Consider the following 21,807-nt stretch of genomic DNA (forward strand, 5'->3'; position numbering starts at 1 on the left):
TTGAGTCCACCACTGTATTTTATACTTGCTGTAACATTTAACTGGTTTCACTCGTCTAATTAAAAAAGTAGCTAGTTACCCCTGATAAATTCATTTCTGTTAAGGGGGCTCCCCAGCTAGCCTTGTGATTATTGAGCGAGGACTTTTCTAATGTGGATTTTCGGGCCTATTTACTCATTGGGGCGGCTCTTCTAAGGTTATGAATCCTAATTCCAAATCTAACCCAGGTTTTTGAACCGACAAAGCCCCTGTACTGGTTTCGATTCAAACCGTACTTTCGTTTCAGTAAACTGATTTTGGCTTCGCCGGCAGTGCGAAAATGCTTTAGATCCTTGAACCAAGGCTACTTCTCATGTTTGGTACGCTTGATGCTCTTCTTTCCTAATTAAAAAATTAGCTAGGAGTGATTGATCATGAATAAAAAAATACTGTTTATATTTAATTTGACTGTTATTTTATTACTAGTTATTGGCTGTCAATCCAAAGGTAATAATTCAGTAAATACCTCGATCACTAATCCAAGCCAATCCGATAGTCATGAAGGCTTATTGATAAATAACAGTGTTAAAAGCATTGGTATAGTGAAATCAGATTCTACAAATGAAATTATCTATAAAGATAATAATTCTCTACAGACGTTTAAGAGCATACTTTCAACTGCAACAAAGGAGGACGGTATTTTTGACTTGGCTGATAGCCAATATACGATGAACATTTATTATGATAACAAGAATCAAGACAAATTATATTTATGGATCGGAGAAGAAGGACAAATAAGTAGATTCATGAATTCAGAAGATACGCAATCAACTTATTCCGTATCAAAAGAATCTACGGATAAATTGATTGAGTTAATTAAATCACGTTAACTCTACTGCTTAGTGCAACCAACTCTTCAGCAGGCCCGTTGATACAATTGCTTGTTTTCACTGTAATGCTACCAGTCCTTTATGTATCATGTTCCAATCATTTCCTCATCAAAGCTTGACTCGGGATATTCTTTAAATAACGGATTGTCAAACGAAGCGGACGCTCCATTGTTGCATCTGATATTTGCTTAAAGTCCGTGCCCTTGAGAAAGAACTCTCGAAGTAAGCCGTTCGCATTCTCATTCGATCCGCTTTGCCAGGAAGAGTAAGGGGCAGCAAAATAGATCTGTACGTTGTTCGTGGATTGTTCCAGTTTCGCGTTGCATGCGAACTCCTTGCCACGGTCTGCCGTAGCGGTTCGAAAAGCCTTAGCAGGATATTGAGCAGCGGCTACACCAGCCTAATGGAGAATTAACCAAGCTAGTTCTTAAAGATTATGAAGAGTTAGAATATGGTAAGGAATATATGGTTTTTATGAAAATGAACACGGATGAGAGTGTTAGCGGGTTTATAGTATTTTTAACATGAATTATGGGATGTTCGATTTATAAAGTGGTGTTAGTACTTATTACCTCAAGGGCTATGATCTTAATGGTCATGATGATCATTCCGAGGACGAAGAAAATCAATTTAAGCAGGAAGTATTTAAAAATACGGTTTATAAAAACGGGCAAACCCACTTTACTTTATAATTCAAATAGAAAAGTGGGTTTCTTTATGAGCGCTTAGACAGGACTGGAGGAATATGTTGATGGTCGAACGTTTTTTTCAAAAATGCTTTAGAGAAATGAATCAAAATCTTCAAGATTGTATTCCTTTGTGGGAAGTTCATAGACTTGAACTGAAAAAAATGTTTAGTAGCGCTTCAGTATTTTCTGCTGAAAAAAATAACGTTTTAGTTATTGGGGCTGGTAATTGTTATGACATCCCTCTCAATCAAATTATTGAAGAGTATAATCGAATAACCTTACTAGATATTGATGAGACAACATTATGTGAGGTGAATGATAAGTTAGATCCTAATTCCCAAGTTAAAGTAAACTTAATGCATTCTGATTTTGCAAATTTGCCATTACAACAGATGCAACAAGTGATCAACTATATTTCAAAGGATCTCAATCAAGCTTATGCGCTTATGGAATCATTATTACTTAATTTAGAAGACCTTTGTAAAACTAAGAATATTGAAAGTTACTCTCTTATTTTATCATCTACCGTGTCCAGCCAACTTGTTCTGCCATTTGTTCAAGCTTTAGAACAAACAAAAAATTCTAATCTAATTGATTATGCTAAGCAATTTGGAGATAGAATAACAGAATTACATATCAAGAAAATATGGGACATGGTAGATAAAAATGATGGGGCAGCTATAATAACTTCTGAACAATATGCATGGGGCTTTTATTCCAATGGTTGTATATTACCTTTAAATAGATTTATTAGTGACCCTATTCTGATGTTGAATTATGAATATCAGAAAGAATTTGAATCAGTTGGTGGAGGATTGTTGATTAATGGAAGGATAAGTAATGAATTGATACGAAAACACATACCCTCAAGAAATATAATATTGGAGCGTCAATGGATATGGCAGTTTAGCAATAATATTCATTATCTTATTAAAGGGTGGCTAATTGTTAAATAACGTTAAAACATAACGAACTTACGCAGGAGGTGCACCTTCCAGTGTGACGCAGATGCTTGCGGATTCCAACCAATTCTTCTCTTCTGATCCATATAAGAAATACAATTGGTCTCAGTCCACTTGGAATAAAATTATTGCCGGAGAAGTAGCTACGGGAATGAACACAACTCAGGTGCGCCTTGCATGGGGAGATCCATCGAGCATTTCGTATGAAACGAGTTCAAAAGGCAAAATCGAAGTATGGGTGTATGGCAGCTCAGCAGGCATAAGAGCCTTAGGGTTTCTCAATGGTAAACTGATCGTTATTTACTGATGAATACACCAATTCATCATTTCGTTTGATTGCAGGTTACAGCACAGCACAAAAAAGCCCGCTTTCCGTTACACTCCGCGAGGGAGAATATCGGAAAACGGGCCATTTTTTCAAAATGTAGAAGAAATATAAGAACTACTCTACGCCATCCTTAAAGTGTTTGCTCCAGTGTTTGTCGCCCTTGTGTAACAGATCTTCTACCGTTTTCTCAAGAGTCATCAATAGCTGTGCTCTAACATCAAGTACGGTTTCTCTGTACAAGCGTTCTTCCGATCCAACGATTTTATCGCCGTATAATGCCTGTGCAGCTACGTACTTCCGATGTTCCTCGACCAGAGTATCAATGGACTCCAATGCATGTTCCACAAAGTGGGAAATACTTTGGTATTCTTTGGGCATTTGTTCTTTTAAAGCTTGAATTTTCGCAAGAGCTGGCATGCTCATCACCTCGTGTTTATGAATGTAAATTTACAATACACTATTTTCATGAAAATTGCATTAAAATCAGCTTAAATTTGGACAAATTTCGACTTTTTTTATTTTAGGAACAAAAAAAGTGCTTATCTATAATGTATGCCATTGCATTTGAATTGAGTCGTGTAAGTAATGGAATCCCTTTTGAGTACGTTTGGTGACTCGTTATGCAATTTCTGTTATTCTAAGAGAAGATTTCAGCGGCCCTAATACATACGCCGTTATTTTGTTATGGCAAATTAAAAAAATACTTAACTTTGCAACAATTTTATTGATGATCACGTCTGTAAGGTTGCAGGGAGAGGGGGATCCTTTGTGGTAGAGCCGGAACTCATCAGAGCCGCTCAATCGGGCGATCGCGACGCTCTAATTACCCTATTGCGGGAGATTGAACAACATGTCTATCGGACCGCATATTACATTCTAAATAATGAACAGGACGCTTTGGATGCTGCGCAGGAAGCGTTGATCCGAATTTACACCAAAATCAATTCATACGAAGAAAAGGCCCAATTCAAAACATGGGTACAACGCATCGTCACGAACATCTGTATTGATAAATTCAGAAGAACCAAGCCGTCTGTCTCCATTGACGAACATGACATGGTTTTTCAGGATAATCAGGATGTGGAGTACGAGGTCATGTCTACATATGTGGCCCAGGACATTCAGGATGCGATCAACAAGCTTCCCGAGCATCATCGTACCGTTATTGTTCTAAGATATTTGCAGGACTTATCCTACAATGAAATTGCGGATTGTCTCGATCTTCCGTTGAATACGGTGAAATCTTATCTATTTAGAGCCAGGCAGCAATTACAGAATCTACTACAGGAATATCAGAAAGGTGGTGTGACAGGATGAAATGCGAAGAGGTGGTGGAATGGATGCACCGCTATCTGGATCATGATCTGGGCGAGGCGGAAACCGCGCAGATGCTACAGCATGTGGCGAAGTGTCCGGAGTGCGCCGAGAATTTTAGTTTACTCAGAGCTCTTTCGAGAGAACTGGAAGAATTACCGCAAGTAAGCCCAAAATTTAGTCTGGTTGATGCGATTATGCCACAGCTTGATGCCATTGACGAAGCGCGGAAGGAACAAAGTAGCACCATACAGGAAATGAATCCTGTCCCCGCGGCATTTGAGAATTTACAACGTTCAAGTGAGCGGAAAACGAAGCAAAAATGGCTTAACTCGATGGCAGGACGTATGTCCATGGGTGCAGCGGCTGCGGCAGTTATATTGGGATTCGCCATCTGGGGAAACCCGCCTGAACAGATTGAGAATGCCGATTCCATGCTGATGAGCTCTGGAGCTTCTCAAGAGGGCGGCAATTTGGATGAGAATTCATTAAGCAAGAATATTGAAAATTATGATCCTGCCACTTCGTCCCAACCAAGCAGCAACGATGTGTTTGTGGATCAATCGAATGTTTCACCAACTAAACCAGATAACCAAGACGTAGAGACAATTCCTGAAGAGAACGGTGGAGATGAGGTACAGGAGCCTGAAGTTCAGTCAGATCCGACACCTCAACAACCGGCTACAGAATCAACGCCTGCTCCGAATAAAGGACCGCAGGATAATTCGTCCAAAACTCCTTCGACCGATAATCAGAAGAATCCGGTTCAGAACCAAGACTCTGAGCAGAGAATTCAGGGATCAGGAGATTCTCCTAAATCTTCTGCAGATGGGGAAGAGAATGGAGTAACAGAAACAGAAAATGGAGATGCAAAATCCTTCACTTCTCAAGATACAACACCTAATATGACTGAAGATGTTCCGGTTGAAGGTAACACTGTACCTGATTCCAGTGCAGGTGCAGACACCTCTGGAGGAAACAAAGGATTCGCAGGAGGACCGGATCAGGGAATGACTACAACAGCAGCACCAAAAGAATGGAAATCACCTGACGGCTCCTATGTAGTTATGCTTATTGGTGATCAAATCAGCATATACTCCAAACCTGCCAATGAACCGGATGTTCTAAATTTGGTTGAACAACGCAGTATAGAGGGGACGCTGAAGTCAGCGAGTTGGTCAAAGGATGGTACCCTGTTTAATTACGAAACGGACAAGGACGGAACAACGGCGAAGAACTCGTTTAATGTACCTGCTGTTTCAGGTGGAGCTTCTGCGAAATAATTAAAAATGGGGAGTGCGCTCCTCTAAACGAAAGAACATTTTCAGTATGACAAGCATATAGTGGGAGTAACAAAACACGTCCTATCTCAGTTCTAACAACTGACGTCGTATGACCGCGCACCGGCTTTTTCTAGAACTGCTGGTGTCAGCGTTTATATAGATGTAGGACAGGGGACCTTCATCCGCAACTGGATGTAAGGTCCCTTTGTTGTCTTGCGCTTTTTCTGGTAGGATAAAAGGGATAAGGAGGCGCCGTGAATGGATGTAAAAAGTGCAACAAAGGCAATACGTAATGGAGAAACGGCACCGATATATGTGCTGTACGGAACGGAGAAGTACCAGATACAGCAATTTACGGATATGTTAAAAGAACAGGTTATTGAAGAAGAACATCGTGATTTTGCGATTATTCCATATGATTTGTCTGAAACAGCTGTGGAGGTCGTTATTGAAGAAGCAGAGACCGTACCTTTTCTGGTTCCACGCAAATTAATAATTGTAAGGGATGCGAGCTTGTTCACCGCAGGTAAAGAATCTAAGATTGAACATCAGGTTGATCGTCTGCTTACATATATGGAAAATCCGGCAGATTACAGTACGATTGTTTTCCTGGCCCAAGGGGATAAGCTGGATGAGCGTAAGAAACTGGTGAAAGCTGTCAAGAAACAGGCAGTAGTTCTTGCTTTTGCTCCACTCAGTGGAGAAGAGTTATTGAATTGGATAGTGAAACTTGTGAAGCAGCGGGATGTTTCCTTGGAGACGGGAGCGGCGGAAACGTTGATCAGCTATGCAGGAACAGGTCTTCAGACCCTGTCTGCTGAAGTAGACAAGTTATGTTTGTTTGCGGGTAATGGGGGGACAATCAAGCGTGCTGATATCGAGTCACTGGTTGCCCGTAGTACAGAGCAGAATGTATTTTCACTGGTGGAGGAACTCGCTAATTTGCGACTGGAGAAAGCGTTGGCTCTTTTCTATGAGTTGCTGAAGCAGCGGGAAGAACCGATTAAAATTGCTGCTTTAATCGCACGCCAGTTTCGGATCATGATCCAGGTGAAAGAGTTGGGACAACAAAGTTACTCCCAGCAGCAGATTGCCAGTCAGCTTGGTCTGCATCCGTATGCTGTTAAGATTGCAGGTGAGCAAGCCCGTAAATTTCAGCCGGAACGTCTGAGAATGATTTTGAGTCACCTCAGCGAACTGGATTACCAGATGAAAACAGGAGCGGTGGATAAAGTGCTTGGTCTGGAGCTGTTCTTATTGAGACTTGGTGCATGAATGGATAAGTAAACGTAATAGATTACTAGTGTGAGAAACAAACAAAGCGACCTTTGCTCCATGATAGTTAAATCATCGGAATAAAGGTCGCTTTATCTTTGTCTTATACTTATCGAATCAGATACTAAAAAATCCTGAAAGCCTATGCTGTTCAGGATTTTTCCATTGGATCGTATAAGTAACGCTTCTTACGCTTGTGCGGAAAGAGCGTTCAGTTTTTTCGCCAAGCGAGATTTTTTGCGTGCTGCAGCATTTTTATGAACCAGACCTTTAGTTACAGCCTTGTCCAGCTTTTTGGAAGCAGCTTGAATCGCAGCTTTTGCAGTATCAACTTCGTTACTTACCAGAGCAGCATCAGCAGCTTTAACAGCTGTACGGAGTGCAGACTTCTGGGAAGCGTTGAGTGCGCGGCGCTTGTCGTTCGTTTTTACGCGTTTAACAGCGGATTTGATGTTTGGCATTACATTCACCTCCTGTAAGGCATTTGCATGAATACAAACGTTTCACAACTTAAAATATTCTATCACGCTAGCATGTAAAATGCAACAGATATTCCTACGATGTTCGACATGCTGTATAAAGAAACCCTTTTACCCACACAATATGCTCAAATGCGGTAAGGGAGGCAGGGACAGAATGACACTGGATTTGCAAAACTATACAGTTCGTACCGATTTGGCGATCGATTCCAAGGAAATGGCGCAAGGTGGACAGAAACAGACGATTCCCGGACTACGGGAAGATGTAGAGAAAAAAGAGGGCATTACGATTACACGTATTGATGTCCTGAATGAAGAAGCAGCCACGGCCATTGGTCGGGTAAAAGGCCACTATGTCACCTTGGAAGTACCTTCACTACGGAATGGTGATACCGAGTTACAGGAGCGAGTTGCTACTGAGTTCACACGTGAAATGGAAAATTTTATGGTTAAGGCCGGAATCAACAAAACATCCAAGGTCTTGATTGTTGGCTTGGGCAACTTAAATGTCACCCCGGATTCACTCGGTCCACTTGTTGTGGAAAATCTGATGGTGACGCGTCAATATTTCGAATTGGTGCCAGATCAGGTTGCGCCAGGGTATCGGGAAGTCAGCGCGATTGCTCCCGGCGTGCTCGGTACAACGGGTATTGAATCCAGTGACATCGTACAGGGGATTGTAGACCGGACCAAGCCGGATGCCATTATTGCGATTGATGCCCTGGCCTCCCGTTCCTTGGAACGTGTAAATACAACGATTCAGGTAGCGGACATTGGTATTCATCCTGGTTCCGGTATTGGAAACAAACGGCGTGGCCTGACTCGTGAGATATTAGGTGTGCCTTGCATCGCCATCGGAGTACCAACCGTATGTTATGCGTCCACCATTGTGAACAATGTGATTGAGATGATGCGCTCACACTTCCGCCAGGAAACGGATCAGACCAAACAGATCATGGGTATGCTGGATGACATCGGTGAGCAAGATCGCTTGAGTCTGGTGAAAGAGGTACTGGAGCCACTGGGTCATGACCTCATTGTTACCCCAAAGGAAATCGATGAGTTTATTGAGGGAATTGCCAATGTTATCGCTACAGGACTTAACGCCGCACTCCATGATGCCGTGAATCCGGATAACGTAGCCGCCTATACACATTAAAACTAAAAACTGCTGAGAAGAAGGTCCGAATCTATCGGACTTTCTTTTTTTTGTTTCTGGAATCTTTCATTTTCCTGTTCTATCAATTTGGGAGGGCTCATAGAGTTGAAGTATAAGAGTTGTCCAGCAGGGAAGGAGACAGCAGAATGAACAAGATATTGGCCTGGAATATTGGGAAGTGGAAAAAAAGATGTCTGCACGTGCTGGCCATGGGCCGTACGTTGTTGTTGCTTATGATCATATCTGCCTTGTTTTTTGTCGTACTGGGTCTGGGGGGCATGGCAGAGAAACGCTTGAATAATTCACCCGTTTCTTCCATGAAAGGATTTGCGAGCGCCGTATCAAGCCGTTTTTTCGTCGATATGCTCGGTATGGAGATGCCCCATCTCACCCAGAAGGAACAGACGTCTGCTATATCCGGTGAAAATCTCACCTCATTTGTTTTTCAATTACTAACGAATGTAAATCCTCAAGATCCGAAGAGCCTGATTGCGAGAGAAATGCCGGGCATGGGTTCCAACCAACCTGTTCTGCTCCGTCCTGGATCTGGTAACGAAAAATCCGAGGCTCCCGAAGATTATCAGCCCGGTCCAGGTCTTACGGATACGGCTTCCGCAGGTGGAGGAAAACCCGGTAGTGAGCTGCATGTTCCACCAGGCCAGGACAATACGGATCCACCTGAGTCGAGTGAGCCTGGAGATGGAGAAGGTAAAGAAGATCCCCCAGCGAAGAATGGTGAGAAAGACAATTCAGGCTCACCGACAACAGGCAAAAAGTCAATTCTTATCTATCATTCCCATCCACGGGAAGGCTACAATCCACTGCTAGGTACAAAAAGTGATAATCCATCAACAGGCAAGTCAAAAGGCAATGTATTTCAAGTGGGAACCTACCTCTCAGACAGTCTGGAGAAGCTGGGAATCGGCGTAGAACACGCCAAGGATGATTACCCCACTAAAGTAAAGGACTACAACTGGAACTATTCTTATAAATACTCCCGTCAAACGGTAAAAGCGGCACTCGCTCAAAATGATGATCTGACATATCTCATAGACATTCATCGCGATTCACAGCGTCATGGCAAAACAACAACGACTATTAATGACTTGGGCTACGCCAAAGTGTATTTCATTATTGGACATGAAAATCCAAATTGGCGGCAGAATGAAGCCTTTGCAGCGAAAATTCATAAGAAACTGGAAGCTAAGTATCCTGGAGTATCCCGTGGTGTGTGGGGCAAAGATGGCGGAGGAGCCAACAATGGAGAGTATAACCAAACCCTTTCACCCAACAGCATTTTGATTGAGATTGGCGGCATCGACAACACAGGAGCTGAGCTCCAACGGACATCGAAGATTCTAGCAGACATGATTGCCCAAGTGTATTGGGAAGATCAGAAGGTGGACAAAGCCAGTGCCAAAACCTCGTCGCAGGGTGGATAGGAACCATACATGTAAGAAGGAAAAATAGTAGAGAGTGACAGGAGGCAATGCACATGTCCAGATTCGGTAAAAGACTGTTATCCATCGCTGTATTAATGTTGCTGGGTGTTCTGTTTGGAATGCAGCTGGCTGGCAGCAACTTTCATATGGGCAATCCATCAGGAGGCACATCAACCGTTGTGACAACTGAGCCAACTTCATCGGGGACCGAATCTGTTCCGACTGCACCTGTCCAAAAGGAAATCAAAGAACCACCATTTGTACCTGTTCAGTCACCAAGCCAAGTGCTTGGGGCAGATCAAAATAAGGCTCCGGTTGATGTGTTGGCAGACAAAACGGCTGGACTATTGCAAAATCTCTCACACAGTGGAATCAAGTGGGTGGTCTCTCTTTTTAGCGGCGTTGCTGAATAAAATACCATAATTTTAAGGTGCAATATAACCTCCGGGAGTGCATGATAACACTTTATTATAAAGTTGAGACATCACGGGATTGATGCACTGTGCTTCAACTGTTATAATGAAGTGATTGACACTAGGCTGTTTCTGGGGGTAAGGAATGACTGACATTCGGGCAAGACAACGTAAAATTCGTAACTTTTCTATCATTGCACATATAGATCACGGCAAATCAACACTTGCGGACCGGATCTTGGAGTACACAGGTGCGCTCTCTTCACGTGAAATGCAGGAACAAGTTCTGGATAAAATGGACCTTGAACGCGAACGTGGAATAACGATCAAGCTACAAGCAGTAGCCTTGACTTACAAAGCGGATGACGGTGAAGAGTATTTATTGAATCTGATTGATACACCGGGACACGTAGACTTCACGTATGAAGTATCACGCAGTCTTGCTGCATGTGAAGGTGCTCTGCTGGTTGTGGATGCGGCTCAGGGAATTGAAGCCCAAACACTTGCTAACGTGTATCTGGCATTGGATAACAACCTTGAAATTTTACCGGTTATCAACAAAATTGACCTTCCGAGCGCTGATCCTGAACGGGTGAAGCAGGAAGTGGAAGATGTTATTGGTTTGGACACAAGTAATGCGGTTTTGGCTTCGGCCAAATCAGGAATCGGAATCAAAGAAATTTTGGAGCAAGTGGTGAAAAGTGTTCCGGCACCGACTGGTGATCCTGAGCAGCCTTTGAAAGCGCTGATTTTTGACTCGCACTATGACCCGTACAAAGGTGTAATCGTATATGTGCGTGTTGTTGATGGCAAAATCAAATCCGGTTCCAAAATCAAAATGATGGCAACAGGGAAATCATTTGAAGTCATTGAAGTTGGAGCGTTCAAACCTCGTATGACCATCGTGGACGAGCTGAACGTCGGGGATGTTGGATTTATCGTTGCAGGTATCCGGCATGTTGGCGATACACAAGTCGGGGATACGGTAACGGATGCCAAAAATCCAACACCGGAACCTTTGCCGGGTTATCGTAAAATTAACCCAATGGTGTATTGTGGTCTCTATCCGATCGAAACATCGGACTATGTTGATCTGCGTGAAGCGTTGGAGAAATTGCAGTTGAACGATGCGTCTCTGAGCTTTGAACCGGAAACATCCAGTGCACTCGGTTTTGGATTCCGTTGCGGATTCCTTGGACTGCTTCACATGGACGTTATCCAGGAGCGGATCGAGCGGGAGTTTAACATTCCGTTGATCACAACGGCACCAAGTGTAATCTATCACGTCACCTTAACGAATGGTGAAGTGATGAAAATCGACAACCCATCCAACTATCCTGAGGTGGGACGGATTGATTACGTGGAGGAACCATACGTCAAGGCAGATATTATCGTACCGAATGATTATGTAGGTACCATTATGGAGCTGTGTCAGACTAAACGCGGTGAATATGTAAATATGGAATATCTGGACACAACCCGGGTTACCATTACCTATGAGATTCCGTTGTCCGAGATTGTATATGACTTCTTCGACCAGTTGAAATCCGGTACCAAAGGATATGCATCCCTGGATTATGAGCTGTCCGGTTACCGTCAGTCCAATCTGGCGAAAATGGATATTGTACTCAATGGCGAACAGGTGGATGCTCTGTCCTTCATCGTTCACCGTGACCGTGCCTATAATCGCGGACGCGTTGTCTGTGAGAAACTGCGCGAGCTGATTCCACGGCAAATGTTCGAGGTGCCAATCCAGGCATCTGTAGGTACCAAGGTCGTTGCTCGTGAGACGGTAAAAGCAATGCGTAAAAACGTACTTGCCAAGTGTTATGGTGGTGACATCTCGCGGAAACGGAAACTGCTTGAGAAGCAGAAGGAAGGTAAGAAGCGGATGAAGCAGGTTGGTAACGTTGAGGTGCCACAAGAGGCATTCATGGCGGTACTGAAAATTGATGACTAATAATTCAATTTCGGGTACATCACAGAGTGTGTGTATGGAAATTGAATTGTAGGACGTTTGCTTGCAAACATGGTTACAACACAGAATATTAAATAACTAAGCTGAAAGGGAAGCCAGATGGCTTTCCTTTTTTCAAATAGAGGGGGACTTGCCATGACATTGGCAGCACACAGCCGGAAGACAGGTGCGCCCCAAGCGGTGTATCTTCACATTCCCTTTTGCACGAATAAATGTTTTTATTGCGACTTTAACTCCTACGTTCTGAAAGATCAGCCCGTGATGCAATATCTCGAAGCGCTGGAACGGGAGATGGAACATACAGTTAAGGCCAATCCACCGGGTGAGATCAAGACTATATTTGTAGGTGGGGGTACGCCAACAGCTCTGAAACCGGATGAGATGGCAGTATTTCTTCGTTCCGTGAAGACGTATTTCCCAAATTGGGCGGACGATATTGAATTTTCGATGGAAGCCAACCCGGGAACAACGGATGCGGAGAAACTCGCTGTGATGAAAGAAGGCGGCGTCAACCGCGTCAGCTTTGGCGTACAGGCTTTTCAAAATGATCTGCTGACAGGCATTGGGCGTATTCATAATACGGATGATGTATATCGCAGTTTGGAGAATGCTCGTAAAGCAGGCTTGAATAACCTGTCCATTGACCTGATGTTTGGTTTGCCGAACCAGACCGTAGAGATGTTGAATGAGAGTATCGACAAAGCGCTGGAACTGGATCTGCCGCATTACTCCATCTACAGCCTGAAAGTGGAAGAGAATACACTTTTCCATACCCTGTATCAGAAGAACCAGTTGCCACTTCCTCATGAAGATGATGAGCTGGAGATGTATCTTCTATTAATGAGACGTATGAAAGAAGCGGGCTATGGACAATACGAGATCAGTAACTTTGCCAAGCCGGGCTTTGAGAGTCGTCACAATATTACCTACTGGCGTAATGAGGACTACTATGGTCTGGGTGCAGGTGCACATGGATATGTAGGCCGCGAACGGCATATGAATATTAAAGGTATAAATCCTTATGTTGAAGCTTCGCGAGCAGGACTGCCTCGTCTGGATCATTTTGAGATTGCTCGCCCGGAAGCCATGGAAGATTATCTGATGGTTGGACTGCGAATGTTGGAGGGGGCTTCAGCCTCACGCTTTAGCGAACAGTTCGGAGAGTCCATGGAAGAAGTATTTGCGAAGCCTTTGGGCAAAATGTTGAATGCAGGGTTGCTTGAGCGGACGGCAGACGGCTTCCGACTGAGCGAGCAGGGTATCCTGTTCGGAAATGACGTTTTTGCGGAGTTTATCGGGTCCATATCGCTGAATTCATAGCTTGAAATTCTATACGCTCTGTTGTATATTTATTCATATTGATTTTACAGAGCGTGTTAATTTAACAACTACGAAGTCAGCTTTCCTCTGGAAAGCTTGGTAATAGGAGGAGAGCAGGATGTCGGTAATATGCAGAAAAGCCGTACCGGAAGATGTTGAACCACTGTATGAAATGATTAAGGGCTATGCAGAGCGTGGGATCATGCTTCCGCGATCACGGGAAATACTGCACCGACAGCTGGAGCACTTTGTTGTAGCCGAAGTTGATGGTGAAGTGGTGGGTTGCGGATCGCTTTGTCGTCTGGGGAATGATTTGGTTGAAGTCAGATCACTCGGTATCTCGGAAGGGCATAAAGGGCTCGGTATTGGCTCCCGATTGCTGGACCGACTGGTAGAAGAAGCGGAGAAACAACAGATTCCTAAGGTTATGGCGTTGACATATGAAGTATCCTTCTTCCTCAAAAACGGCTTTGCCGTAGTGGAAAAAGAGATTTTCCCCGAGAAAGTATGGACCGACTGTGTTCATTGCAGCAAGCAGGATTGTTGCGATGAGATCGCGGTATTAAAAGAGCTTAACGTTTCAGCCTAACAACTGAATGGACTGCATGGATCGAGCCGAGTCAGCCTCTGCCCTACATGCAGTCCTTTTTTACTTCAAAGTATGTTCAATAAAGTTGTTAGGACTCGTCCACATTGGTCTATACTATAAATAGATGAGCCCACTCATCAAACTCACTTGACAATGTTCATGTCAGTTTGGTATTTTTGTATTACCGCTTAGCACTCATCTAACCGGAGTGCTAACGACATGGGACAGTACAGTCAGAAGGAGGGAATAATCACCATGTTAACAGAGCGTCAACGAATGATTCTGAACGCTATAGTGGATGACTATATCCGTTCAGCTGAGCCCGTAGGGTCCCGGAGCATTTCCAAAAGGGGAGATGTTGGATATAGTCCGGCGACGATCCGTAATGAAATGGCGGACCTTGAAGATATGGGCTTTCTTGAGCAGCCTCATACATCGGCTGGACGCATTCCATCCCATAAAGGCTATCGATATTATGTCGATCATTTGGTTCCTTGGAATCAGGTGGAGCCTCAGGAGTTGGATGATCTGAAGTCGTTCTTCGCTGAAAAACTGAACGTCATGGAACAAGTTATTCAGCATGCATCCAATATTTTGTCACATATGACGAATTATACTTCGATCCTGCTGGGACCGGAAGTATTCCATACGTCCTTACGTCACTTCCAATTGCTTCCGCTGAACGAGAGTGAAGCTGTGGCAATCATCGTGACCAATACAGGTCAAGTGGAGAACAAGACGGTTCAGATTCCACCAGAAATCTCGGTAGCCGAGATGGAAAATGTAGTTCGCTTGTTAAATACCAAACTTGTAGGCGTACCAATCTACAAATTGAAATCCCGTCTTTATACCGAACTTGGGCAAGAGATGGAACGGCATATTACACGTTACGAGGAAGTTATGCAGGTGCTGAACAGTGCCTTTGACAACGAACATGATAATCGTCTGTTCCTCAGTGGTGCCACCAATATGTTGACTCAACCGGAGTTTAAGGATATTGAAAAGGTAAAAGATATTCTTGACCTGCTGGAGCAGACACCAACACTCATGAAATTGATGATGCCCGTGCCGGGTGGATCTGGTATTCAAGTGCGAATTGGCACAGAGAATGATCATGAAGCCTTTGCCAACTGCAGTCTGATTACAGCCTCCTATTCATTGGACGGTGAGGCTCTGGGCTCCATTGGTATTCTGGGACCCACGCGGATGGATTATGCACGTGTCATTCATATTTTAAATACATTATCCCGTGATTTGACGGCGATGCTGACACATCGTTTCAAATAAGATTCGGGAATGAACCATTTCATTCGTATAAGGAGGTGAACATCTTGAAAGAGGAGCAATCATTTACAGAAGAACAAGAGGTAACAGCAGCTGAGCAGGAGCCTATTAATGAAGCTGGCGCTGCAGAAGCACAAGCTGAAGAGATGGCTGGTCAGGAGCAGGATGAGCTTGCACGTCTGAAGGCAGAAGCTGAGGAGCAACAACAGCGTTATGTCCGTGCACAGGCTGATTTTGATAACTTCCGTCGTCGTACGCAGAAGGAAAAAGAAGAATTGGCTAAATACGCTTCGATGAAGCTGGTCACCGAACTGGTACCGGTTATTGATAACTTCGAGCGCGCCATGGCTACTGTACCGGAAGGAGCAGAGGTCGAATCTTTCTCCAAGGGCATCCAAATGATTTTCCGTCAATTGGAAACCGTGATGAATAATGAAGGTCTGACGGCTATGGAATCGGTAGGACAACCGTTCAATCCTGAATTCCACCAAGCGATTATGCAAGTGGAGAGCGACGAGTACGAAGAAGGTATCGTTGTTGAGGAAGTCCAAAAAGGCTACATGCTGAAAGATAAAGTGCTTCGTCCAGCTATGGTTAAAGTCAGCTCATAAATTCCTTATAGGAAGGAATGAGTCGGCTCCATGGTTGAACAATGTGGGCGAAGTTTCATATAAAGGTTAGTACACATAGAGCACGATTAGCAACATGAACATCTAAATAAGGGTCAGATTAGACCCATTCATTTTAAATTGTTGAGGGAGGAAATTTTCGGATGAGCAAAGTAATTGGTATTGACTTAGGAACAACAAACTCATGCGTAGCAGTAATGGAAGGCGGCGAGGCTGTCGTAATTCCAAATCCGGAGGGCGCACGCACAACTCCATCCGTAGTTGGTTTCAAAAAAGATGGAGAGCGCGTTGTTGGTGAAACAGCAAAACGTCAAGCCATCACAAACCCGGATCGTACCATCATGTCGATCAAACGTCACATGGGTACTTCCCACAAGGAAACAATCGATAGCAAAGACTACTCCGCACAAGAGATCTCTGCAATCATCCTGCAAAAATTGAAATCCGATGCTGAAGCTTATCTGGGTCAAACGGTAACTCAAGCAGTTATCACTGTACCAGCTTACTTCAATGACAGTCAGCGCCAAGCGACTAAAGATGCGGGTAAAATTGCAGGTTTGGAAGTTCTGCGTATCGTCAACGAGCCAACAGCAGCAGCTTTGGCATACGGTATGGAGAAATCCGAAGACCAAACGATTCTCGTATATGACCTAGGTGGTGGTACGTTCGACGTATCCATTCTTGAACTGGGTGATGGCTTCTTCGAAGTTAAAGCAACTAGCGGGGACAACAAACTAGGCGGGGATGACTTTGACCAAGTGATCATTGATTACCTCGTAAGTGAATTCAAAAAAGATCAAGGCATTGACTTGAGTAAAGATAAAGCAGCGGTTCAACGTTTGAAAGATGCAGCGGAAAAAGCGAAAAAAGAACTTTCCGGCGTATTGACTACAACGATCTCCTTGCCGTTCATCACAGTTGCTGATGGCGTTCCTCAGCATTTGGAGTTGAACCTGAGCCGTGCGAAATTTGAAGAAATCTCTGAAGGTCTGGTTGAGCGTACGCTTGAACCAACTCGTCGTGCATTGAGTGATGCGGGTATGACACCTAACGATATCGACAAGATCGTATTGGTTGGTGGTTCCACACGTATTCCAGCAGTACAAGAAGCAATCAAAAAACTGACGGGTAAAGAGCCACACAAAGGCGTTAACCCGGATGAAGTTGTAGCTTTGGGTGCTGCTGTACAAGCGGGCGTACTGACAGGTGACGTGAAAGACGTTGTATTGCTTGACGTAACTCCACTGTCCCTAGGTATCGAAACAGCGGGTGGCGTATTCACAAAAATGATCGAGCGTAACACAACGATCCCTACAAGCAAATCTCAAGTATTCTCCACGTATGCAGACAATCAACCAAGCGTTGAGATTCATGTTCTGCAAGGTGAGCGTGAGATGGCAGCAGGTAACAAATCTCTTGGACGTTTCATGTTGGGTGATATTCCACCGGCTCCACGTGGCGTTCCACAGATCGAAGTTAGCTTCGATATTGATGCCAACGGTATCGTTAACGTATCTGCAACAGATAAAGGTACGAACAAAACTCAAAAAATCACAATCACTTCTTCCAGCGGTTTGAGCGATGCTGAAGTGGAGCAAATGATGAAAGATGCTGAGTTGCACGCTGAAGAAGATAAAAAACGCAAAGAACTCGTTGAAGCGAAAAACAGTGCAGACCAATTGATCTATTCTGTTGACAAAACGATCAAAGATCTTGGCGAAAAAGCAGATGCTGGCGAAGTTGAAAAAGCCAATGCTGCCAAAGAAAAACTGCAAGGCGTTCTGGCTTCCGACAACCTGGAAGATATCAAAGCTGCTACAGAAGAACTGACAGAGATCGTTCAACAACTGTCTGTGAAACTGTATGAGCAAGCACAGGCGCAAGAGCAAGAAGCACAAGGTGCTGAAGAGCAACAAGGTTCTGCTAAACGTGACAACGTCGTAGACGCTGATTACGAAGTTGTGGATGAAGATAAAAAACAAAACTAATTCGTAGTTCTACGCGAATTAAACATCGGTGACGTTCGAATTAGAGGGAAAGTCATAGCCGGGGCTCCCGCGCTTTGGCTTTCCTTTTGTCACGATGTGCGATATGGTGAATGATATGGGGGTGGAAGAGTGGCTGAAAAGCGTGATTATTATGAGGTGCTTGGCGTTAGTAAAACGGCTAACGACGATGAAATTAAAAAGGCTTACCGTAAGCTTGCCCGTCAGTATCACCCTGACGTAAACAAGGCTGCTGATGCGGAAGCTAAATTTAAAGAAGTTAAAGAAGCTTACGACGTAGTGAGTGACGGTCAGAAGCGTGCACAATATGATCAATATGGTCATGTCGATCCGAATCAAGGTGGATTCGGTGGTGGCGGTGATTTTGGCGGCGGCGGATTTGGCGACATCTTCGACATGTTCTTTGGTGGCAGTGGCGGTGGACGACGTGATCCAAATGCTCCGCAACGGGGGAATGATCTGCAGTACACGATGACGATTGAGTTCAAGGAAGCTGTATTCGGTAAAGAAACTGATATTACGATTCCGCGTACCGAAGGCTGTGATACCTGTCATGGCTCAGGTGCCAAACCTGGAACGAAACCGGAAACCTGCTCGGTCTGCCAAGGTAGCGGTCAGCAGGAAGTCGTGCAAAATACACCGTTTGGTCGTATGGTTAATCGTCGTGCATGTTCGAACTGTAGCGGTTCGGGCCAAATTATCAAAGAAAAATGTACAACGTGCAGTGGTAGCGGTAAAGTTCGCAAGCAACGCAAAATCCATGTTCGCATTCCAGCGGGTGTAGATGATGGCGCGCAACTGCGTATGACCGGTGAGGGCGAGGGAGGCCTGCGTGGCGGACCAGCGGGAGATCTGTATATTGTCATTCGCGTGAAATCACATGATTTCTTCGAGCGTGAAGGCGACGATATTTATTGCGAAATCCCACTTACCTTTGCTCAGGCAGCTCTGGGAGATGAAGTTGAGATCCCAACGTTGACCGAGAAAGTGAAGTTGAAAGTACCAGCTGGTACACAAACGGGAACGTATTTCCGCCTCAAAGGCAAAGGTGTACCACGCCTGCGCGGTATGGGGCAGGGGGATCAGCATGTGAAAGTGGTTGTGGTTACACCTAGTAAGCTGAATGACGAGCAGAAGGATCTGCTTCGCCAAATTGCTTCGCTGGATGGAGAGCAAACACATGAGCATGAACAATCTTTCTTTGATAGAGTGAAACGCGCCTTCCGCGGCGACTGAGAATAAAATAAAGCAAGTTCAAAAGGACACCACAGCGGTTTTTACCGCGGGGTGTCCTTTTTTGTAAGCCTTTTTTATTGTTTCAGTGGTTTTGGCAAAATCCATGGATTTATGCTACAAAGAACGACAGCAATTTGTGGGAGCATTGCGGTATATTCTGAGCGAACTTGCGGAAAGATAGCATGGCGAGAATGATATGCATAGCTGATATGCGAGAAATTAGGGAAGCAGGTGAAGCGGATGACCGAGAAAAATATTTTGGCGTACTTTCACAGCCCGGAGCAGGCTCAAGGGGCAGCCAAAAAACTGGAGGCATTGCGAGTGGAGGACCTGTCAATTAATCGATTCAGCCGATATGCGGGAGTGGGACCAAGCGGGGCTTCCTACAAGCCGGGCGTTTCCGGCAGTTTTTCATCATGGGTGCCCGATTCGATGCAAACAAATGCCAGTGCTGGAATCATGGCTGCGGCGGACCCTTCTGCAAGCGGCATGAGTGATGGTGGACAGGGTGGACCTACGGGAAGAGATGTATTGCTAACTGTCATCGTAGATGAATCGGTACATCACCGCGCTATGTCTATTATCGAACAAGCCGGTGGAATGATCTAGTTTCAAGAAATCCATATAAGATGGACAGATAATTACACTTTAACGGAGAGTGTAGAACCAATCTGAAGAAGCGAAGCGTTCGCCTTTATCCCCGGATTTTCCCTTTGAAGAAGGGAATTAAAAAAATCTGGGGATAACAGCGATCGGAGGATGGGACTACAATCGGAGTGTTACAGTGTAACACGTATTAGTTCATTTTAATTTGAAGGAGGAGCATTACAATGGCAGAACATGAACGTCCAGGCAAAATTTTAACGAAAACGGAAAAAATGAAACGTATGCAATCCGCGAAAAATGAGGACGTGGAATTCAGCGCTGAAGCTGCGGATCATGAAGATATAGAAGCACTACGCCGCAGTGAAGCGGCTGATCGACGTCAGGGACGGGAGCTTCATGACTGAAGATCGCTCGGCGGTGACCCTCGAAGCTGTTTTTACAAGCTGGACTGAGGCTGAGTCTGCACGCAGAGCCCTTGAATTGTTGCACCCGAACCAATTGAGTATTGAGAGCCTTGGCAATGAAGCATCCACATTGGACTCAAACGATGTTACGGGCTTCGATAATTCACCTACGGCCGTCGTTGGAGGATTTAGTGGCGAACTGAATGTACTTGCCCTGATTAGTGATGAAACGGAAATGTTGTCCAATGGTCAGGTGTATGATACACCCGAAGAGGGCTCGGCAAACAGGATAAAACAAGAAATTTTGCTGACCGTGTCCGTATCCAACGATTCACTCCCGCAAGCCGCAGAGATGATCACGCAGAATGGTGGGCGTTTTTGCTAAGTGAGATTCGAATTATGCAAAATGCTGAAGTAAATGAAACAGATATGTATGAATAGATGACAGGATATTCGAGCAGTCAGGCTGCGGATATCCTGTTTTGTTTTTCTTTTACTGGTGCGGCTTTGTGCTCCGGCTAGCATGTGTAGTACAATAGTTGGGATGTTTGAAAAATGAGGAGGAAAAACCAAGTATGTTATGGCATGAACTAACAATACATACCACAGAAGAAGCTGTGGAGATGATTTCGAATTTTTTACATGAAGCGGGTGCTGGAGGGGTTTCGATTGAAGAGTCCGGTACTTTAAATAAAAAACGGGATACGAAATATGGTGAGTTATACGACGTTCCTTTGAATGATATTCCCGAAGGCTTTGCGGTCATCAAAGGGTACTTCTCCGAAGGTACGGATATGGTCGCATTACAGTCCGAAGTTAGTCCGAGAATCGAGGAACTCTCCGAATTCGGAATTGATACAGGTGAGGTTCGGTATGAGACGTGTACAGTGGATGAAAATGACTGGGCAACGGCCTGGAAGCAATATTTCAAGCCGGTACGTGTATCGGAGCGTCTGACGATTAAACCAACGTGGGAAGAGTATACGCCAGAAAGTCCGGATGAGAAAATAATTGAGCTTGATCCAGGCATGGCTTTTGGTACAGGAACACATCCAACGACCTCCCTCTGCTTGCGCACACTGGAAACGGTTATTCAGGGCGGCGAGGAAGTCATTGACGTAGGTACAGGTTCGGGTATTTTGGCTATCGGAGCGATAAAACTTGGGGCAAAACATGTACTGGCGCTCGATCTTGACCCGGTTGCGGTAATCAGTGCCAGGGAGAATGTGGAACTGAATGGGTTGGAGCAACAAATTACGATTAAAGAGAGTGATCTGTTGTCCGTCCTTGGGAGTCAGGACCCTGCGCTTGGTGTGCAACTGCCAGTTAAGGTTGTCGTGGCGAACATTCTGGCTGAGATCATTTTGTTGTTCGTGGACGATGTCTATGATGCGCTTGAGTCTGGTGGCACCTATATTGTGTCGGGCATTTGGAAGAACAAAGAGCAAGTGGTGCATGATGCTCTGGTAGCCTCCGGGTTTGAAGTGAGTGCGATCCACCGTGATGAGGATTGGCTGGCGTATGTAGCCAGAAAGGGGTAAT

At 44.6% G+C, this 21,807-nt stretch carries 22 protein-coding genes and 2 pseudogenes; 20 read left to right on the plus strand and 4 right to left on the minus strand.

The features are described 5' to 3' along the window. Positions 1-166 precede the first annotated feature (166 nt). Positions 167-382: pseudogene (locus D829_RS32755) on the minus strand (ISNCY family transposase); the annotation flags it as partial. A 31-nt stretch (positions 383-413) separates the two neighbouring features. Between D829_RS32755 and D829_RS0102210 the strand changes: the two are divergent. After that, positions 414-869: a hypothetical protein gene (locus D829_RS0102210; protein ID WP_017687201.1), complete on the plus strand. Its 456-nt coding sequence runs from the start codon at positions 414-416 to the stop codon at positions 867-869. A gap of 175 nt (positions 870-1,044) precedes the next feature. Here D829_RS0102210 and D829_RS33305 read toward each other — a convergent pair. Beyond that, positions 1,045-1,251, minus strand: a pseudogene (locus tag D829_RS33305) (IS30 family transposase); the annotation flags it as partial. Between the two features lie 369 nt (positions 1,252-1,620). Here D829_RS33305 and D829_RS0102215 point away from each other — a divergent pair. Next, entirely contained in the window at positions 1,621-2,514 is an 894-nt protein-coding gene (locus tag D829_RS0102215) for a hypothetical protein (RefSeq protein WP_017687202.1), read from the plus strand. 43 nt (positions 2,515-2,557) lie between these two features. Then, positions 2,558-2,827, plus strand: coding sequence for a hypothetical protein (locus D829_RS0102220; protein WP_017687203.1), 270 nt, complete (start codon positions 2,558-2,560; stop codon positions 2,825-2,827). A 135-nt stretch (positions 2,828-2,962) separates the two neighbouring features. On the opposite strand, the gene D829_RS0102225 is transcribed toward D829_RS0102220, so the two are convergent. Further along, positions 2,963-3,265 (minus strand): hypothetical protein, encoded by a 303-nt coding sequence (locus tag D829_RS0102225; protein WP_017687204.1) that lies wholly within the window; start codon positions 3,263-3,265, stop codon positions 2,963-2,965. Positions 3,266-3,616: 351 nt separating this feature from the next. Between D829_RS0102225 and D829_RS0102230 the strand changes: the two genes are divergently transcribed. From D829_RS0102230 to holA, 3 genes are all read left to right on the plus strand, one after another. Further along, on the plus strand, positions 3,617-4,165 hold the full coding sequence (locus tag D829_RS0102230) for a sigma-70 family RNA polymerase sigma factor (protein WP_017687205.1): 549 nt from the start codon (positions 3,617-3,619) through the stop codon (positions 4,163-4,165). After that, a complete protein-coding gene (locus D829_RS0102235) occupies positions 4,162-5,445 on the plus strand; it encodes an anti-sigma factor (RefSeq protein WP_017687206.1) in 1,284 nt (427 codons plus the stop codon). Before D829_RS0102230 ends, D829_RS0102235 begins: the two co-directional genes overlap by 4 nt. A gap of 258 nt (positions 5,446-5,703) precedes the next feature. Further along, positions 5,704-6,720 carry a DNA polymerase III subunit delta gene (holA, locus tag D829_RS0102240; RefSeq protein ID WP_017687207.1) on the plus strand — a complete coding sequence of 339 codons (1,017 nt, stop codon included), beginning with the start codon at positions 5,704-5,706 and terminating at the stop codon, positions 6,718-6,720. A gap of 188 nt (positions 6,721-6,908) precedes the next feature. Here the strand turns inward: holA and rpsT are convergent, their stop codons facing one another. Further along, positions 6,909-7,181, minus strand: coding sequence for a 30S ribosomal protein S20 (rpsT, locus tag D829_RS0102245; protein ID WP_017687208.1), 273 nt, complete (start codon positions 7,179-7,181; stop codon positions 6,909-6,911). 175 nt (positions 7,182-7,356) lie between these two features. Between rpsT and gpr the strand changes: the two genes are divergently transcribed. The 14 genes from gpr to prmA all read left to right on the plus strand — a co-directional run bounded on the left by gpr (position 7,357) and on the right by prmA (position 21,806). Beyond that, positions 7,357-8,358: a GPR endopeptidase gene (gene gpr / locus D829_RS0102250; RefSeq protein WP_017687209.1), complete on the plus strand. Its 1,002-nt coding sequence runs from the start codon at positions 7,357-7,359 to the stop codon at positions 8,356-8,358. A gap of 146 nt (positions 8,359-8,504) precedes the next feature. Further along, positions 8,505-9,800, plus strand: coding sequence for a stage II sporulation protein P (locus D829_RS0102255; protein ID WP_017687210.1), 1,296 nt, complete (start codon positions 8,505-8,507; stop codon positions 9,798-9,800). A gap of 53 nt (positions 9,801-9,853) precedes the next feature. After that, positions 9,854-10,213 (plus strand): hypothetical protein, encoded by a 360-nt coding sequence (locus tag D829_RS0102260; RefSeq protein ID WP_017687211.1) that lies wholly within the window; start codon positions 9,854-9,856, stop codon positions 10,211-10,213. A 145-nt stretch (positions 10,214-10,358) separates the two neighbouring features. Further along, positions 10,359-12,173, plus strand: a complete 1,815-nt coding sequence (lepA, locus tag D829_RS0102265) for a translation elongation factor 4 (RefSeq protein ID WP_017687212.1) — start codon at positions 10,359-10,361, stop codon at positions 12,171-12,173. Between the two features lie 153 nt (positions 12,174-12,326). After that, complete coding sequence (gene hemW / locus D829_RS0102270; protein ID WP_017687213.1) at positions 12,327-13,511, plus strand: radical SAM family heme chaperone HemW; 1,185 nt, start codon at positions 12,327-12,329, stop codon at positions 13,509-13,511. 118 nt (positions 13,512-13,629) lie between these two features. Continuing rightward, positions 13,630-14,100, plus strand: coding sequence for an N-acetyltransferase (locus D829_RS0102275; protein WP_017687214.1), 471 nt, complete (start codon positions 13,630-13,632; stop codon positions 14,098-14,100). Between the two features lie 255 nt (positions 14,101-14,355). Next, positions 14,356-15,387, plus strand: coding sequence for a heat-inducible transcriptional repressor HrcA (gene hrcA, locus D829_RS0102280; RefSeq protein ID WP_017687215.1), 1,032 nt, complete (start codon positions 14,356-14,358; stop codon positions 15,385-15,387). Between the two features lie 35 nt (positions 15,388-15,422). Continuing rightward, positions 15,423-15,995 carry a nucleotide exchange factor GrpE gene (grpE, locus tag D829_RS0102285; protein WP_133385571.1) on the plus strand — a complete coding sequence of 191 codons (573 nt, stop codon included), beginning with the start codon at positions 15,423-15,425 and terminating at the stop codon, positions 15,993-15,995. 161 nt (positions 15,996-16,156) lie between these two features. After that, complete coding sequence (gene dnaK / locus D829_RS0102290; RefSeq protein WP_017687217.1) at positions 16,157-18,001, plus strand: molecular chaperone DnaK; 1,845 nt, start codon at positions 16,157-16,159, stop codon at positions 17,999-18,001. 129 nt (positions 18,002-18,130) lie between these two features. After that, a complete protein-coding gene (dnaJ, locus tag D829_RS0102295) occupies positions 18,131-19,255 on the plus strand; it encodes a molecular chaperone DnaJ (RefSeq protein WP_017687218.1) in 1,125 nt (374 codons plus the stop codon). A 240-nt stretch (positions 19,256-19,495) separates the two neighbouring features. Beyond that, positions 19,496-19,864, plus strand: coding sequence for a hypothetical protein (locus D829_RS0102300; RefSeq protein WP_017687219.1), 369 nt, complete (start codon positions 19,496-19,498; stop codon positions 19,862-19,864). A 221-nt stretch (positions 19,865-20,085) separates the two neighbouring features. Further along, a complete protein-coding gene (locus tag D829_RS0102305) occupies positions 20,086-20,265 on the plus strand; it encodes a YfhD family protein (RefSeq protein ID WP_017687220.1) in 180 nt (59 codons plus the stop codon). Further along, complete coding sequence (locus D829_RS0102310; protein WP_017687221.1) at positions 20,258-20,650, plus strand: hypothetical protein; 393 nt, start codon at positions 20,258-20,260, stop codon at positions 20,648-20,650. The genes D829_RS0102305 and D829_RS0102310 overlap by 8 nt, the downstream gene beginning before the upstream one ends. Positions 20,651-20,840: 190 nt before the next feature. Continuing rightward, on the plus strand, positions 20,841-21,806 hold the full coding sequence (prmA, locus tag D829_RS0102315) for a 50S ribosomal protein L11 methyltransferase (RefSeq protein WP_017687222.1): 966 nt from the start codon (positions 20,841-20,843) through the stop codon (positions 21,804-21,806). Position 21,807 lies beyond the last annotated feature (1 nt).

This window comes from Paenibacillus sp. PAMC 26794, from assembly GCF_000316035.1.
GTDB lineage: Bacteria > Bacillota > Bacilli > Paenibacillales > Paenibacillaceae > Paenibacillus.